Source organism: Acidithiobacillus ferridurans (genome assembly GCF_003966655.1).
GTDB lineage: Bacteria > Pseudomonadota > Gammaproteobacteria > Acidithiobacillales > Acidithiobacillaceae > Acidithiobacillus > Acidithiobacillus ferridurans.
This window is the reverse complement of sequence record NZ_AP018795.1, coordinates 1,404,902-1,418,979: the sequence shown is the minus strand read 5'-3', so window position 1 is coordinate 1,418,979 and position 14,078 is coordinate 1,404,902. Positions and strand designations below refer to the sequence as shown.

Sequence of the window (14,078 nt, the reverse complement as noted above, 5' to 3'; positions counted from 1 at the left end):
CGACGACGTCCGTTTTGACGAAGGCCGATCCATCATGTTGGCCAAATATAGTGTTTGGAGGACCATCCGACTATGGCATCTCGTTTACAAAAAATTCGTTTGGGTGATCTTCTGGTTCAGAACGGCATCATCACCGCCGCGCAACTGGATATGGCGCTCACCCAGCAGCGGGGAAGCGGACGCAAGCTCGGGCAGGAACTCATCGCCCAACACTTGGTGACCGAAGAAGACCTGTTGAACTTTCTCGCCAGACAACTGCATCTGGAGCGCATCGATTTATCCCGGCAGGCATTGGATCCGCAGTTGGTGTCGCGACTTCCCGAATCTTTGGCGCGGCGCTATCGGGCCATACCACTGCGGGACCAGGGTGAGCGCTACGTGGTGGGTATGGCCGACCCCACCGATTTACCGGCTTTGGACGCCATTTCCCGTGCCATGGGCAAACCCGTGAAGCTGGCGCTGATTTCCGAAACGGAGTTGCTGCGCGTTCTACCTCAGTTGTACGGCGCGGTCAGCAAAAGCGCTGAACTGCGGGACGCGCTGGGTGACACGGTAAATACTTCAGCCCCACCGCCCTTGCTGGAAAGCAGCGCCGAAGATGCGCCCGTGGTACGCCTGCTCAATGCCGTCTTTACGGATGCCGCCCGTCTGCAAGCCTCTGATATCCATTTTGAGCCGGAAGAATCAGGCTTGCGGGTGCGCCTGCGCGTGGACGGGGTCCTGCGTGAGCACCTGCGTCTGGACAGCCGCTTGACGCCGTTGATTGTTTCCAAACTCAAGGTTATGACGAATCTGGATATCGCTGAACGTCGCCTTCCTCAGGATGGACGCATGCATCTCGCGCTGGAAGGCAAGGCCTATGACGTACGCATGGCCACCATGCCCGTCCAGGACGGGGAAAGTGTGGTTTTGCGCCTGCTGGATCAGCAAACGGCACTGCTGCATTTTAATGAGCTCGGGATGCCCGGCAACGTCGAGGTCAGCCTGCAGAACATCATGCACCGTCCCCATGGGTTGTTTTTGGTAACCGGACCCACCGGATCGGGTAAGTCGACGACGCTATACGCGGCACTGAATGAGATCAATACCGTAGAGCGCAAGATTTTCACCGTGGAAGATCCCGTGGAATATCGTCTTCAGGGCATCAGCCAGGTACAGGTGCATCCCCGTATCGGGCTTGATTTTGCGCGGGTGCTGCGCACTATCCTGCGCCAGGACCCGGATGTCATCATGGTGGGCGAGATCCGAGACCACGAAACCGCAGAAATCGCCGCGCGCGCCGCCCTGACCGGCCATCTGGTACTGGCTACACTCCATACCAATGACGCCGTGGGCGCCTTTCCACGACTACAGGAACTCGAGGTGGAACCCTTTCTGATCGGGTCGGCGGTGCTCGGGGTCATGGCGCAACGCCTGGTGCGTCGTATCTGCCCGTCCTGCAAGACCGAGGACAAGGATGTCAGCCCCGCAGAACGTGCGGTTTTTGCCGCCCGGCTCGGCGTGCCTCCCGACTTTGTCACCTTCTTTTGCGGCAAGGGCTGCAATACCTGCAACTTCACCGGATATCGCGGTCGGCAACCGGTTTTCGAGCTGATCCGCATGGATCCATTACTCCGCGCCGCCATTCTCGGCAATAGTCGCGCAGCGCTTCTTGATGCCGCCAACCAGCAACAACAGTTTACTTTATTGCGTGAAGAGGCCATGCGCCTGGTTTGGGAGGGCATTACCACCCTGGCAGAAATGGTGCGGGTGACCAGCGACGCGGAGGAGGACTGATGGCGCGTTTCCGCTATCGTGCCCGCGATGACCACGGACAGCTCCGCGAGGGCATCATGGATGCTGGAGAAGGTGCGATGGTCGCACAGACCTTGCGCAGTAACCAGCTCATCCCCATCACCGTGGAAGAGTTGCGCGAAGGTGTGCGTATCGAACAGTTGTGGAGTCGACTCAACAGACGTCCCATCAGTCGCGCCGATCTCGCCCTTTTTTCCCGCCAGCTTTACGCCCTATTGCACGCGGGCATTCCGGTACTCAATGCTATAGAAGGCCTGATCAGCAGCCATGGTCCACAGACCCGCCTCGGCGAAATACTTCTCCAGGTACGGCGTACCCTCGGCGACGGTCAGCCGCTCTCCGTCGCCTTGGCCGCTTACCCCAAAGTCTTCCAGCCCCTGTATCTTCGCTTGGTAGAAGTCGGTGAGACCACCGGTAATCTCGACAAGGTATTGCTGCAACTGTCCGGTTATCTTGAACGGGAGGACATTACCCTCGCCCGTGTTCGCCAGGCTTTTCGTTACCCGCTTTTTGTGGCCATCGCTTTGAGTGTCGCCATGGTCATCCTCAACATCATGGTCATTCCCGCTTTTGCCAAGCTGTTCGCCAATGCCCATATCACTCTGCCCATTTTTACCCGTATGCTCATCGCCTTCAGCAACTTCACGGTCGCCTGGTGGTGGCTGATCCTCATGGTCGCCGTCGCCGCCACTTATGGTTTTCGCTTCTTCCTCCGCCAACCACACGGTCGCTGGCTCTGGGATCGTTTCCTTTTGCGCACCCCTATTTTCGGCCCGCTGATCCTCGAAGACGCCATGGCCCGCTTCGGCCGAACCCTGCAGCTTGTTTCCGGCGCCGGCGTGCCGATCCTGAAGGGCATGGAACTAGTCGTCGGCGCCGTTCACAACCGCTTCATAGAGAGTCGCCTGGATGCGCTCCCCAGAGCCATTCTACGTGGCGAAAGTCTGCACAGCAGCGCCACCGCCACCGGGCTTTTCCCGCCCCTGGTCCTGCAAATGCTCAAGGTCGGCGAGGAAACGGGCGGGCTGGACGAGATGATGGGCGAGGTGGCGGACTATTATGAGCGTGAGGTGGAAAAAAAGGTGGACAGCCTTGCTGCACGTATCGAACCGATCATGGTGGTGATCATGGGCGGCCTGGTGTTCATTCTCGCCGCCGGTATTTACCTGCCGATGTGGGACATGGTGAAAATGGTCAAGCAGTAGCCGGATCGTTAAAAACACCCAAATAAAACTGGTCATGGCATATGGACTCTATTTTCGGAGGGTGATACCATGAGACTCTGTTATAGGGTGTAAACAAAAATGTTACGTCGCAGACTCCAAGGGGGCGTCATGCAAAAGCATTCCAGTGAACAGGGTTTCACCCTGATCGAACTCATCGTGGTTATCGTCATTCTCGGCATTCTCGCCGCTTTTGCCATTCCGCGTTTTGTCAATCTGCAGAACGATGCACGGCGCAGCGTGCTGCAGGGCGTTTCCGGTTCTCTGCAAGCCGCGGCGGCGCTTGCCTACAGCAAGGCGTTGGTCAGCACGCCTGTCCAGACGGGGTCCAGCGGCACCATTTCCGTTCCTGGGGCTGGCACTAATGGCACGGTGGCCTTGGCATTTGGCTATCCCACAGGTGCCAGCATCTCCACCATGCTCCAGGACACCACCAATTTCGGTGTGAGTGCCACCACGGCGGCAGCGACGTTCTGGCCCACCTCGGCCGGCAACTCCGCTAGCTGCAACGTGGTGTATACGGCGGCCACCAGTTCTGTGGGGGCCGGATCGGCGCCTACTGTAGCGACGAACTCCTCCGACTGCTCCTAATATCCGTTCACCGGCAACAGGAGGGTAGCAAGCCAGGGAGCCTCCGTTCCCTGGCTTGTCCGTTATATGGACAAGGACAGGCAAATGAGCGAGCGCGGCTTCACCCTCATTGAAGTCATTGCCGTCCTGATCATAGCCGGTATCCTGGCGGTGCTGATTTTGCCGCGCTTCATGGGGATAGGCGGCTACAGTGCCAATGCTGCGCAGGGAGATGTCATTGCCGCGGCACAATATGCGCGGCAGTCAGCCTTGCTGGGCAGTGGCAACATTATCCTGAGTGTTCAGGGGAGTAGTGTGACGGTGCAAAACAGTGCCGGGCAAAACCTCCCGGCCCCTGGCGGCAAGGGCTACCCCATCACCATCCCGGCCAGCGCCCAGGGCAGCGCTACCCTTATCTTTACCAGTGCTACCGGCAGCGTGGCCAGTGCCACCCAAACCAGCCCCATCACTCTCATCGACGGTGGCGGTGAAAGCCGCGTGGTGTGCATCTCTCCCACCGGATTGGCCTATGCCGGATCGTGCGCATGAGTACTGCGGCGTTGGGGGCGAAGGCGGAAGATCAGGGCGTTACCCTCATCGAACTGGTGATCGCCATGGTCCTGCTGGGCTTTTTGGCTGCACTCCTCATCCCCGTGGTCTGGTACGGCCGCTTCGGCACCAATCCGGTGCCGACGGCGCAGGCCACGGCCATCGCCCAAGGTACACTGGAAACCGCCATGACGGCCTCGTACGCACAGCCTTTCTCTAACTGCAATTGCACTAACTCGTGCAATACCGCATATAGCCAAAATGATGATGATGTCGTCGTCGCCTGCAGTGCTTCTACATTAAGCGGGGCCACGGCAGAATACCTGACCGTTCGGGTGACCGGCCCCAGCGGTGCGGATATCACCCTGGGGGCGTGGCGCACGAAATATAATTTTGGTAGTGCCACGATCCCTGGCAACGGCAACGGCAACGGCAACGGTAACGGTACGCAGGCGGGAGGTTAGCCCATGGGTAATGATAAAATGCCGCAATCCGCAGGCCCCGTTATTGCCGCAGCGTTTGCCCAGGGCGGCCTCACCCTCATCGAGCTGATTGTGGCCATCGTCATCCTCGGCATTTTGTCCGTGGGCGCGACGGCGCTCATCGTGCGCTCGGTGCAAACCTACCAGACCAATCGTGCCGCTGGCGAACTGGCCAGTCAGGGGGGGATGGCACTGACGGTCATGACGCGAGAGTTGCATAATGCCCAGCCGGGGACATTAAACATCCCTAATGGCGGGGCGAGCCTCTCTTTCACACGCTGCGTTGCGCCAGCCAGTGCCGCCGTTGCGAGCGCCTGTTCCGGTAGCTATGGCTTTGCCTTTAGCAACGGGCAATTGACCCAGAGCACACCGAACTGGCCGTCGGCGCAGGTGCTGGCGGTCAATGCCAGCGGCGTTTTCAGCGCACTTCCGGGAGGATCGAGCGCGAGCACCGCCAGCGGCGTGTCGGTGACGCTGACCCTCCGCGATCCCGCAGCGGATGTCCACCTCAGTCTGAGCCGGGCCATCGCCGTCCTCAGTTCCGCCTATTCCGTGGTCAATAACCAATGATGGCCAAACGGGGTAATCGCCCCACCATACCGCCCGCAGAAAAGGGCTCGGCCCTGGTGCTGGTGATATTCATCATGGTGGTGCTGGCCCTGCTGCTGGCGGCCTTGGCCTATATCACCGCTCAGAGCAATCAGAACACGGCCTATCAGATCGCCTCCACCCGCGCCTACTGGGCGGCCCAAAGCGGGGCGGAATGGGGGACATACCAAATCGCGCCCGCCACCGGCAGCGCCGCCAGCCAATGTTTCAGCCCCAATCCGGCGCGTCCGGGCATTGGCAGCATTCCGGGGCTGGGGGGCTGTTCGGCAACGGTGGCTTGTTCGTCGGCCAGCACGGCTTCCACCACCTCTTACCAGATCACCAGCCAGGGAATTTGCCCGGCGGGCGATCTTGGCCCCGGTAATTTACCGGTATCCGCCATGAGAAATGTCATCGTCGGTGTTACGACACAAGGAAATGCTTGCGCTGCCTGCGCGACGAGTTGCGTCGTTAACCATTGCGGCGGATTTTTGGGTAGCTGTGATAACAGCTTGAAAAAATGCGCAACAACTTGCTCCATAGCGCCCAATGTCGTAAATAACTGTATAGATAATTCATGTTTCCACTTTTTTGGGCTTCTAATCTGCGACAAAAACGGCCTGACGACGTGCCTCGCGAATTCCTGCGCCGGCAGCGGGGGTGGAGGATCCACCACTCTCAACTACTGGCTTGAAAACCCATGACCATCTGGCAATTTCTGCCGTTTTCGGCTAATACTCCCGCCATGGGCGTAACGACATGAAACTCTGGGATGCCGACCTGCGGGACGTTCTGCGGCGCTGGCGGGAACGCCCTCCGGTGGTGCTGGAGTTGCGCCGGGACGGTTATTGCCTGGTCCGTGTGCATAATGGCGAGGCGGAGTTGATCACGGCTCAGGACATCGATCCGTTATCGAGCCGCTACCGGGAACTGCTGCTGGAGTCCTTACGCCACAGCGTGCAGAGCCAGGGGCTGGCTGGCAGTCCGGCGGCTACGTACTTGTTCCGGGAGGACTATAACCTGCAGGTCGTGGATGCGCCCAAGGTGCCGGCGGGGGAGATGCTGGCCGCCCTGCGCTGGCAGCTCGCGGATTTGCTGGATTTCCCCGTGTCGGAGGCGGTGCTCGCCGCCATACCCGTACCCGACACCGAAGGCCAACAGATTTTCGCTGTCGCCGCGCGCGAAAGCGTGGTCCAGGAGCGGGTAGACCTCTTGCGCGGCGCCGGCCTGCAGCCCTTTTATGTGGGCATTATCGATCTCGCATTGCGCGACTTATGCTGGCTTCTGCCCGAAGCAGCGGGGGGCGTCGGACTGTTGTTGGTGGAAACCCGCAGTTGTCATCTGACCATGGTGCAGGGCGGCAGCTATCGTTTTGGGCGGCCACTGGCGCTGGGTTCTGAGCACTTTCCCGGCGATGATGATCCCGCAGGTTTCCGCGCCGCCAGCGAGGATCTGGCTCTGGAGATGCAGCGCACCATGGATTTTTACGAAAATCGTTTCCGCCGCCCGCCGCCCGCCGTCCTCTATCTCTGCGGCGCGCCGAAGTTGCTGCCGGAGACGCTGGGTGAGTTGCTGGGGCGGCGCTGCGCGCATGTCGAGGAATTACTTTCTCCGGCGGACAGCCGCTGCCTTCTGGCCCAGGCCTTTGCCGCGGAGTTGCCTGCCCCATGAGCCTGCGACTGCCGCCAGCGGCCGATCCGGCCCGCGTCAATCTCTACAGTGATCGCTTCGTATCGCGGCAAGTACCCTTCTCCGCGCGCTTCAGCCTGATTTTCCTCGGCGTCCTGCTTCTGGCCCTCAGCGGACTGGCCCTGTACTGGCAGCAGGCCAATCAGGAACAGGCCCAACTGCTGGCGACTCAGGAGCAACGGCTGAGCGCGCTGCAAAGCCAACGGGATCAACTTATCGCGCGCTATGGTCCGGGCGCCCAGTCTGCGTGGGAAACCCGGCACCAGGCGCTGCAGGCGGAAATCGACGAGCGGCGTTTTCTCCTGCAACTGCTTTCTCTGCATGTAGCCAGCCAGAATCCCTCGGAGGTGCTCAATGCCCTTGGTCGTGGCATCGTTCCCGGCATCTGGCTGACGCGCATGAGTGGCGACACCAGCGGGTTGGTGTTGGAAGGACGCACTCTGCGGGCGGCGACCATACCGCGCTACGTGGAACGGCTTCATGCCCAGCCGGCACTGGCTGGCCTGACATTGGCCGGGATCACCGCCAGCAGTGGCATCACGGCCCCCGACAGCAGCGCCCCATCCGCTGCGCTGCTGGATTTTCGCATCAGCGCTACCGCCCGTTCGCCGGAGTGGCCATGAACGCCCTCCGGCACTGGTTCACCCGCTTCGACGCGCTCAGCCTGCGCGAACGCGTGCTGGTACTGGCCGCCGCGCTCGTGGTGCTGCTGATCGGGTTTTACCAGTTGTGGCTGGCACCCCTGGAAAATCGTCTGCAGGCCAAAAAACAGCAATGGCAGACGAAGCAAAGTCATGCGACCGCCGTGGAAAGCGAAATCCAGGCCTTGTTACACAATGCGCCCCTGCAGACGCAGTCGCGCCTGGATGCCCAGCAGCGGATCATCGCCACCCTGGATGAGCAGTTGCGCCAGGCCGGTCAGCGCTACCCCCGGCAGGATGAACTGGATGGTTGGTTGCGCACGTTGTTAACGGAGCGTCCGGGGGTACAGTGTGTACGCTTCCACACCCTGGCGCCTTCCCAGGTATATCCTTTACCGTCGGATAAAAGCGCCAAAACAGGTCCGCGTCTGTATCAAAGCGGGGTTTCCCTTACCCTGCAGGGTGATTTTCACAGCCTGCTTGCCTATCTGCAAAGTGTGCAGCGAGGGCCCTGGCGTTTACAATGGGGTCGGTGGACTTACACCGTGATACAGTATCCAAAGGCCGAGCTGCGGATTGATGTACGTACCTACGCTATCGCTTGGAGCGGCCGGGACGCGCCCCGACCAGGGGCGGTGTTGACGGCGGGTCAAATCCGGAGCGCCCTCGGGACGCTGCGTGGCCTGCCCAAGGCGGCGGGAGGCGGTTCATGAGCGCGCTCTTTGGACTGCTGTTGGCCGCCCAGATACAGATAACGCCCAATCCGACCCGTCCCGATGACTATCGGGCCGGGGCTAGTGGCGTGCCCCTCGCCTCCCTGGTCCTGGATAGCACGCTGACCGGCGGGCAGGTGCCCGTAGCTATTCTCAACGGCCGCCTGTACCCCTTGGGAAGTCAGATCGGACCCTATCGCCTTATCGCTGTGGGCGCCGGTTGGGTGATTTTGGGAGAGGGATCCAAAAGGCTGCGGCTGGTCATCGGCGGTTCTACCAACCCGAGTGAAGAGAAATGATTATGCGCAAACAGTGGGCAATACTGATGGGTTGCATCTGGCTGGCAGGTTGCCAAACGGTACCCGATAATCCCGCGAGCGCCCTGCTACCAAAACCGACCAAGGCGGCGTTACGTCCGCCGCCCGCCGCCGTGCAACAGGCGCTATTGCCACCGGTGGGCAGCCTGATCCCGCGTCGATCCCCGCCCCTGCAGAAACGCTTCGATCTGGTGGTTCAGAATGCGCCTGCCCGGGAGGTATTCATGGGGCTGGGGATGAGCTCGGGCCAGAATGTCATTCTTTCCCCTAAGGTCGCTGGTAGTCTCACCCTTAACCTGCATCATGTTACCCTGGGAAATGCCCTGCGGGCGATTCGCGCGGCATACGGCTATCAGTACGAGGTGCAAGGCCGACAGATCGTGATTTTTCCTCCCGAACCGGAAACCCGCATCTATCAGGTCAATTATCCTAAATTCGGCAGTTACCCCTGCTGATTTGGCAGGATTCCTCTGATAGGATTGATTTTTCCCCTGTGTTGGAGGCTCACCCAATGGGTGAACGCACTAAGCGGCCCCAAAAGCCCATTCCTGAGGCTATACAGAGCATGATTGTGGATACGATGGGCGGTCGTGTTCAGGTATCCTGGGATAAGGAATCGGCAGCCACTCCCTTTGGCCAGTTGGTGTTCTTTGCCGAGTTTCAGAAAGTCAGTGGTTTGTTTGATGCTTGGGTAGAAGAATGTCCCTTGATCTATAACAGCCCCAACGCACCCAAGAAGCGCGATGTATTGGGCACTTGGGATCTCTCCATACTGGCGGGTCACCGACGCTATGCACATGTCACTGGATTACGCAGTGATGGTGTCAGTCCGCAGATTCTGGGGATGAGCAAGATCGTCAGCGAAGACGCCCTGCGCCGGGCGCTGGGTAAAATCCCCGAAGGCGAAGGCACCGAATGGATGCGCAAGCACTTGTTCAAAAGCGCAAAGGCAGCCTGTGACACGCCTTGGATTCTTGATATCGACACCACCATCAAAACGTTATTCGGGCATCAGCAAGGGGCTGAAGTAGGCTACAATCCGCACAAACCGGGGCGTCCATCCCATGCCTATCATGCGTACTGGGTCGGTAATCTGCGGCTATTGCTGGATGTAGAAGTGACAGCCGGCAACACCACGGCCTCCAACCATGCCCAACCGGGGCTGAACCGCGTACTGGACACCCTGAGTGCCGAACAGCGTCCTTATCTGGTCCGTGGCGACTGTGGCTTTGGCAATGATGCGGTTATCCGCGAGATGGAAGCGCGGCAGCAGTCCTATCTCTTCAAATTGCGTCAATCGCCCCGGGTCAAGCGCCTGTTACAGCGGGAATTTACCCGCCGTGACTGGGCGGATGCAGGACAAGGCTGGGAAGGCCGCGAAGACACGATTCAACTGGCCGGGTGGCAGCAGAGCCGCCGGGTAGTCATTCTCCGTCGCCTACTCAAAGACCATCTAATCGCCACCCAGGAACATCAAGGCCAGCTGGAATTTGCTTTCGTGGACCGTCGCCAGACCAAGGTCTACGAATACGCCGTACTGGTGACGGATATCCAAGAAGGCATTCTGAGTATCGCGCAGTTGTACCGCGACCGGGCCGATGCGGAGAACGGTTTTGACGAACTCAAGAACCAGTGGGGATGGGGCGGGTACACCACTCGTGATCTGGCCCGTTGTCGGCTCTCCGCGCGTGCCGTGGGGCTGGTCTACAACTGGTGGAGCTGGTATTCCCGACTGGCTTTTCCGGGGTCACGGAGAGAAGCCATCACCAGTCGTCCATTGCTGCTCTCCGCTATAGGTCGCAGCACCAAACACGCTGGACAGATTCATCTTTTTCTGACACCCATGCATGCCGCGCAGAAAAAGGTGGAGCGCGGAATTGAGAATATCCGTAGAGGGTTGCGGATAGTTCGGGAGACTGCGGAGCAGTTCCTGGAACACCAGCCCTGGGACCTCCTCGTGAGCTACATCGTTGCGCAAATTACGCGATCACCATGGTCACCGCCGGGGACTTTTCCGGCACTTGCCGGACCTTAACTGCTTTTTTTAGGATTATCTGGATATCGCCCGCAGTGCCAAATCGCAACTGACGGTTGCGGGTACGGAACTGAGCGGGAATAGCAGCAATGGTGGCATGATCGGGCAAGGCCAGGCCTTCGGCCAGACCAAACCTTCGGCCGAGGTAAAAACCGATAGCAGTTCCGACTTCTGGAAAACTCTGGGACCCTCTCTGGAGATGATCATCGGCAAGAACGGCCGGATCATCGTCAATCCCTTATCCGGGGTGATTGCGGTGCGCGCCATGCCTGACCGCCAACGAGAGGTGCGCGCATTTTTGCATCGCCTCACCAACGGTCTGGAACGGCAGGTGATCCTGGAGGCAAAGATCCTGGAGGTACAGCTCTCCAAGGGCTTTCAGGCGGGAATCAACTGGAGTGCCGTGACCGGCAATGCCCAGATCAACCAGCTCGCGCCCAGCAGCTCTAACGGCAATTTCAATCCCAATGGTTATGCTCCCACCCAGGGTACGGTTACCAGTAGCGGGACAGCGGCCAACATTGGCCAATTGGCGCCGGGTCTGTTGCCCATCATGAATACGGTGCAACCCTTCGGTGGTGTTTTCAATGCCGTCATTAGCGGCGGCAAAGGCTTCAACACCATCCTGGAGGCCCTCGGCACCCAGGGCAAGGTCAAGGTGCTGTCCAGTCCGCGGGTAGCCACACTCAACAACCAGACGGCGGTTATCAAGGTGGGCACGGACAATATTTATGTAACCAATGTTCAGACCAATTCCGGAACGAGCTCCGGGGCCATCGGCAGCACCATCATCAATCAGGCAACCCCTGTGCTTTCTCCACTGTTTTCCGGTGTCGCCCTCGATGTCACTCCGTCCATTAGCGGGGACGGTATGGTGACGCTTTATGTGCACCCTTCGGTGACCAGTGTGACTACTCAGGCTCAGGCGTTTACAGTCGGAAGTCAAAGTTACAATCTGCCTCTGGCCAGTTCCTCGGTGCGTGAAGTCGATACCGTGGTACGCGCCACAAGCGGACAGGTCATCGTCATCGGCGGTCTGATGAAAACCGACGAACACGATACACATTCGGGCATTCCGCTGTTGGAGGATATTCCTTATTTGGGCTATCTCTTCAAGAGCACGCAACAAACTTCCATCAAGAGCGAACTGGTGGTGCTCATCAAGCCGATCGTGGTGAATAAGCGTGGTGTTTGGCAGCAACAAATCCACCAAGCCCGTACCGATCTGTCGAAAAACGATCTGAATTTCAACACGGCGGTGTTGCCTGACCGATCAAAAGGTTCAAATCGCTGATGTATCTGGCATTCTTCGGCTTGCGCGAATATCCGTTCAGTCTGACACCGGACACGGAGTTCTTTTTCGCCGATGAAAATCGTCGAGCGGCTCTTTCCTTGCTGCACTTTGCTCTGGACAACGGCGAAGGTTTTGTCAAAATCACGGGCGAGGTCGGAACGGGTAAAACCACCTTGTGCCGCACCCTTCTCCATCGCATGGATGCGCGTTTCCGTACCGCTTACGTGCTCAATCCCCAACAACCACCGACGATACTGCTTCGTGCCATTGCCGCTGATCTCGGTGGTCAGGAACTGGACGTCACCCAGGAGCCGCTGGAGGCCATTCATCGCAGCTTATTGCAGGCGGCGGACGAAGGGCATCGGGTGGTGCTGCTGGTGGACGAGGCGCAGACCTTGTCGTACGCTGCATTGGAAAGTATTCGCTTGCTCTCCAACCTCGAAACCGAAAAACGCAAATTGATACAAATCATTTTGTTTGGCCAGCCAGAGCTGGATATTCGTCTGCAACAGCCACAAATGCGGCAGTTGCGTCAGCGGATTGGCTTTCATCATCAGCTCCTTCCCCTCAGCAGTGAAGAAACCAGGGCCTATCTGGAGCATCGGCTGCGCCACGCGGGCTATACCGGCGGACCGTTGTTTCAGAGTAACGCCTTGCGCCTGCTCCAGCGCAGCAGTGGTGGCACTCCGCGCCTGCTTAACCTGCTGGCCCATAAAGCATTGCTGGCGACCTACGGGTCCGGTCGCCATCGTGTAGGGCGGCGAGAGATGCTGCGGGCCATCGCAGATACGCCACAGGCGCGACGCGCATGGTGGCCTATATGAGCTTGATTCACGATGTGCTAAGCGATCTCGACCGTCGGCAAACCCGAAAAAGCGCCGGACCCGAGATGCCGGTGGCCCTCCTGCCTCGCCGCTCCGGAATCCGGCCACGCCTGGGAGTGCTCCTCTTGTTGGGGGGCGGTTTTCTGGCGGTCAGCGCGGTTTTCTGGTGGTTTTATTTACCCGCCTCCTCGGAAACCGTGGTGCGGAAAGCTCCGGTCAGGACCATGCCCGCGCCTGTGGCGGTGGTGCCGACGGCCGCCGCTCCCCGCGACCAGACAATGGCGCCAACCCGGAGCAGCGCTCTGCCGGCGGGCGCTCTATTGCATGCCCCATCCCGCACGGAGTATCACCACCCCATCCAGCGCGAGGCATTGTCTCCAGCGTTAGATCGCACGCCGGAATTTGCCATTCCGAAGCGGTATACCCGGGCTGCCAAGGTGCTTTCCGGTAATCGAGTTCCGCTTACCCGGCCCCAGCACCAAGTTGCCCGGTCTGACGCCATTTCTGACAGTATCGTCTGGGAAGACGAAAAATTGCGATTGGCGGAACGTCTCTGGCAACGCGGAGAAACGGCGGAAGCCCTGGAATTGTTGCGCCAGAGCCTCCGTAGATCACCTAATAATGTGTCTTTAACCCTGCTGGAAGCCCGTTTGCTGGCGGCCCAACAACAACCGGCGCAAGCTCTGTCTTTATTACGCGACCTACAGCCGGCGCCCACCGATAATGCGGATTATTTTGGCATGCTGGGAACCCTGGCCCAGCAACAGGGCGACTTACCCCTTGCCGAGAACGCCTATGCCCGCGCGCTGACCCTCGCGCCAGACAGCCTGCGCTGGAAAACCGGCATGGGCATCACTCTGGCACTGGCAGGGAACAACGCCGCGCGCCCCTATCTGGAAGAGGCGCTGGCAAGCACCCAACCCACCAGCCCCCTGGCTGGCTATCTGCGCACGCTGTTAGATACTTTGCATTGATCCGTCTAATGTTAAGCGCCACCCACGCGGTCACAACGGGTTTTTGGTTTGTGCTCCATGTGTCTACACGGTTTTGTCATGGAACGGTTGTTTTAGTGCCCGCGTCCGCCGCTTTCTCGGGCTTCTTCAGTGCTCAGTGCTGATCCGGGAAAAGAACGTTCAATTCCAGCACTTCAAAATCCCCCCGCCGCTCCATGCTCACCTTGATATTTTCCTTGTCCACCGGGATATATTTGGCGATCACCGCCAGGAGTTCTTCCTGCAATGCCGGCAGAAAGTCGGGGCCGTCGGCATCCCGCTCGTGGGCGAGGATCAGTTTCAGGCGATCCTTCGCGACATGGGCAGTTTTCTTGCGGGAGCCGAGGAAGTAATCGAGAAAGGACAT

17 protein-coding genes are annotated in these 14,078 nt (G+C 59.3%); 16 read left to right on the top strand and 1 reads right to left on the bottom strand.

Features of this window, described 5'->3' with window-relative positions; translation table 11 throughout:
• Positions 1-72: 72 nt before the first annotated feature.
• The 16 genes from AFERRID_RS07355 (at position 73) to AFERRID_RS07280 (ending at position 13,693) form a co-directional block, all read left to right on the top strand.
• Positions 73-1,776 (top strand): GspE/PulE family protein, encoded by a 1,704-nt coding sequence (locus tag AFERRID_RS07355; RefSeq protein ID WP_113527346.1) that lies wholly within the window; start codon positions 73-75, stop codon positions 1,774-1,776.
• The gene (locus AFERRID_RS07350) at positions 1,776-2,999 is read left to right on the top strand and encodes a type II secretion system F family protein (RefSeq protein ID WP_113527347.1); all 1,224 of its coding nucleotides are present in this window, start codon (positions 1,776-1,778) and stop codon (positions 2,997-2,999) included. The genes AFERRID_RS07355 and AFERRID_RS07350 overlap by 1 nt, the downstream gene beginning before the upstream one ends.
• Positions 3,000-3,128: 129 nt before the next feature.
• Positions 3,129-3,608 (top strand): type II secretion system protein, encoded by a 480-nt coding sequence (locus tag AFERRID_RS15965; protein WP_126604720.1) that lies wholly within the window; start codon positions 3,129-3,131, stop codon positions 3,606-3,608.
• A gap of 84 nt (positions 3,609-3,692) precedes the next feature.
• Positions 3,693-4,136 carry a pilus assembly FimT family protein gene (locus AFERRID_RS07340; protein WP_172959351.1) on the top strand — a complete coding sequence of 148 codons (444 nt, stop codon included), beginning with the start codon at positions 3,693-3,695 and terminating at the stop codon, positions 4,134-4,136.
• Positions 4,133-4,600 (top strand): prepilin-type N-terminal cleavage/methylation domain-containing protein, encoded by a 468-nt coding sequence (locus tag AFERRID_RS07335; RefSeq protein WP_126604718.1) that lies wholly within the window; start codon positions 4,133-4,135, stop codon positions 4,598-4,600. Before AFERRID_RS07340 ends, AFERRID_RS07335 begins: the two co-directional genes overlap by 4 nt.
• Before the next feature lie 3 nt (positions 4,601-4,603).
• Positions 4,604-5,188: a PilW family protein gene (locus tag AFERRID_RS15285; protein WP_197722487.1), complete on the top strand. Its 585-nt coding sequence runs from the start codon at positions 4,604-4,606 to the stop codon at positions 5,186-5,188.
• Between the two features lie 74 nt (positions 5,189-5,262).
• Positions 5,263-5,910, top strand: coding sequence for a hypothetical protein (locus AFERRID_RS07325; protein ID WP_126604717.1), 648 nt, complete (start codon positions 5,263-5,265; stop codon positions 5,908-5,910).
• Positions 5,911-5,965: 55 nt separating this feature from the next.
• Positions 5,966-6,877 carry a type IV pilus biogenesis protein PilM gene (locus AFERRID_RS07320; RefSeq protein WP_126604716.1) on the top strand — a complete coding sequence of 304 codons (912 nt, stop codon included), beginning with the start codon at positions 5,966-5,968 and terminating at the stop codon, positions 6,875-6,877.
• Positions 6,874-7,518 (top strand): PilN domain-containing protein, encoded by a 645-nt coding sequence (locus AFERRID_RS07315; protein ID WP_126604715.1) that lies wholly within the window; start codon positions 6,874-6,876, stop codon positions 7,516-7,518. The genes AFERRID_RS07320 and AFERRID_RS07315 overlap by 4 nt, the downstream gene beginning before the upstream one ends.
• The gene (gene gspM, locus AFERRID_RS07310) at positions 7,515-8,249 is read left to right on the top strand and encodes a type II secretion system protein GspM (protein WP_126604714.1); all 735 of its coding nucleotides are present in this window, start codon (positions 7,515-7,517) and stop codon (positions 8,247-8,249) included. Before AFERRID_RS07315 ends, gspM begins: the two co-directional genes overlap by 4 nt.
• Positions 8,246-8,548 carry a hypothetical protein gene (locus tag AFERRID_RS07305; RefSeq protein ID WP_113527356.1) on the top strand — a complete coding sequence of 101 codons (303 nt, stop codon included), beginning with the start codon at positions 8,246-8,248 and terminating at the stop codon, positions 8,546-8,548. The genes gspM and AFERRID_RS07305 overlap by 4 nt, the downstream gene beginning before the upstream one ends.
• Entirely contained in the window at positions 8,545-9,021 is a 477-nt protein-coding gene (locus AFERRID_RS07300) for an STN domain-containing protein (RefSeq protein ID WP_126604713.1), read from the top strand. The genes AFERRID_RS07305 and AFERRID_RS07300 overlap by 4 nt, the downstream gene beginning before the upstream one ends.
• A 56-nt stretch (positions 9,022-9,077) precedes the next feature.
• Positions 9,078-10,601, top strand: coding sequence for a transposase (locus tag AFERRID_RS07295; protein WP_226833168.1), 1,524 nt, complete (start codon positions 9,078-9,080; stop codon positions 10,599-10,601).
• A 19-nt stretch (positions 10,602-10,620) separates the two neighbouring features.
• Positions 10,621-11,895, top strand: coding sequence for a pilus (MSHA type) biogenesis protein MshL (gene mshL, locus AFERRID_RS07290; RefSeq protein WP_319025267.1), 1,275 nt, complete (start codon positions 10,621-10,623; stop codon positions 11,893-11,895).
• The gene (locus tag AFERRID_RS07285) at positions 11,895-12,719 is read left to right on the top strand and encodes an ExeA family protein (RefSeq protein ID WP_126604711.1); all 825 of its coding nucleotides are present in this window, start codon (positions 11,895-11,897) and stop codon (positions 12,717-12,719) included. Before mshL ends, AFERRID_RS07285 begins: the two co-directional genes overlap by 1 nt.
• The gene (locus AFERRID_RS07280; protein WP_172959350.1) at positions 12,716-13,693 is read left to right on the top strand and encodes a tetratricopeptide repeat protein; all 978 of its coding nucleotides are present in this window, start codon (positions 12,716-12,718) and stop codon (positions 13,691-13,693) included. The genes AFERRID_RS07285 and AFERRID_RS07280 overlap by 4 nt, the downstream gene beginning before the upstream one ends.
• A 133-nt stretch (positions 13,694-13,826) precedes the next feature.
• Here the strand turns inward: AFERRID_RS07280 and minE are convergent, their stop codons facing one another.
• A complete protein-coding gene (gene minE, locus AFERRID_RS07275) occupies positions 13,827-14,078 on the bottom strand; it encodes a cell division topological specificity factor MinE (protein ID WP_113527360.1) in 252 nt (83 codons plus the stop codon).

Coding starts and splice junctions, on each gene's coding strand:
- AFERRID_RS07355 (WP_113527346.1), top strand. CDS start 73: ATGGCATCTCGTTTACAAAAAATTCGTTTGGGTGATCTTCTGGTTCAG.
- AFERRID_RS07350 (WP_113527347.1), top strand. CDS start 1,776: ATGGCGCGTTTCCGCTATCGTGCCCGCGATGACCACGGACAGCTCCGC.
- AFERRID_RS15965 (WP_126604720.1), top strand. CDS start 3,129: ATGCAAAAGCATTCCAGTGAACAGGGTTTCACCCTGATCGAACTCATC.
- AFERRID_RS07340 (WP_172959351.1), top strand. CDS start 3,693: ATGAGCGAGCGCGGCTTCACCCTCATTGAAGTCATTGCCGTCCTGATC.
- AFERRID_RS07335 (WP_126604718.1), top strand. CDS start 4,133: ATGAGTACTGCGGCGTTGGGGGCGAAGGCGGAAGATCAGGGCGTTACC.
- AFERRID_RS15285 (WP_197722487.1), top strand. CDS start 4,604: ATGGGTAATGATAAAATGCCGCAATCCGCAGGCCCCGTTATTGCCGCA.
- AFERRID_RS07325 (WP_126604717.1), top strand. CDS start 5,263: ATGGTGGTGCTGGCCCTGCTGCTGGCGGCCTTGGCCTATATCACCGCT.
- AFERRID_RS07320 (WP_126604716.1), top strand. CDS start 5,966: ATGAAACTCTGGGATGCCGACCTGCGGGACGTTCTGCGGCGCTGGCGG.
- AFERRID_RS07315 (WP_126604715.1), top strand. CDS start 6,874: ATGAGCCTGCGACTGCCGCCAGCGGCCGATCCGGCCCGCGTCAATCTC.
- gspM (WP_126604714.1), top strand. CDS start 7,515: ATGAACGCCCTCCGGCACTGGTTCACCCGCTTCGACGCGCTCAGCCTG.
- AFERRID_RS07305 (WP_113527356.1), top strand. CDS start 8,246: ATGAGCGCGCTCTTTGGACTGCTGTTGGCCGCCCAGATACAGATAACG.
- AFERRID_RS07300 (WP_126604713.1), top strand. CDS start 8,545: ATGATTATGCGCAAACAGTGGGCAATACTGATGGGTTGCATCTGGCTG.
- AFERRID_RS07295 (WP_226833168.1), top strand. CDS start 9,078: ATGGGTGAACGCACTAAGCGGCCCCAAAAGCCCATTCCTGAGGCTATA.
- AFERRID_RS07285 (WP_126604711.1), top strand. CDS start 11,895: ATGTATCTGGCATTCTTCGGCTTGCGCGAATATCCGTTCAGTCTGACA.
- AFERRID_RS07280 (WP_172959350.1), top strand. CDS start 12,716: ATGAGCTTGATTCACGATGTGCTAAGCGATCTCGACCGTCGGCAAACC.
- minE (WP_113527360.1), bottom strand. CDS start 14,078: ATGTCCTTTCTCGATTACTTCCTCGGCTCCCGCAAGAAAACTGCCCAT.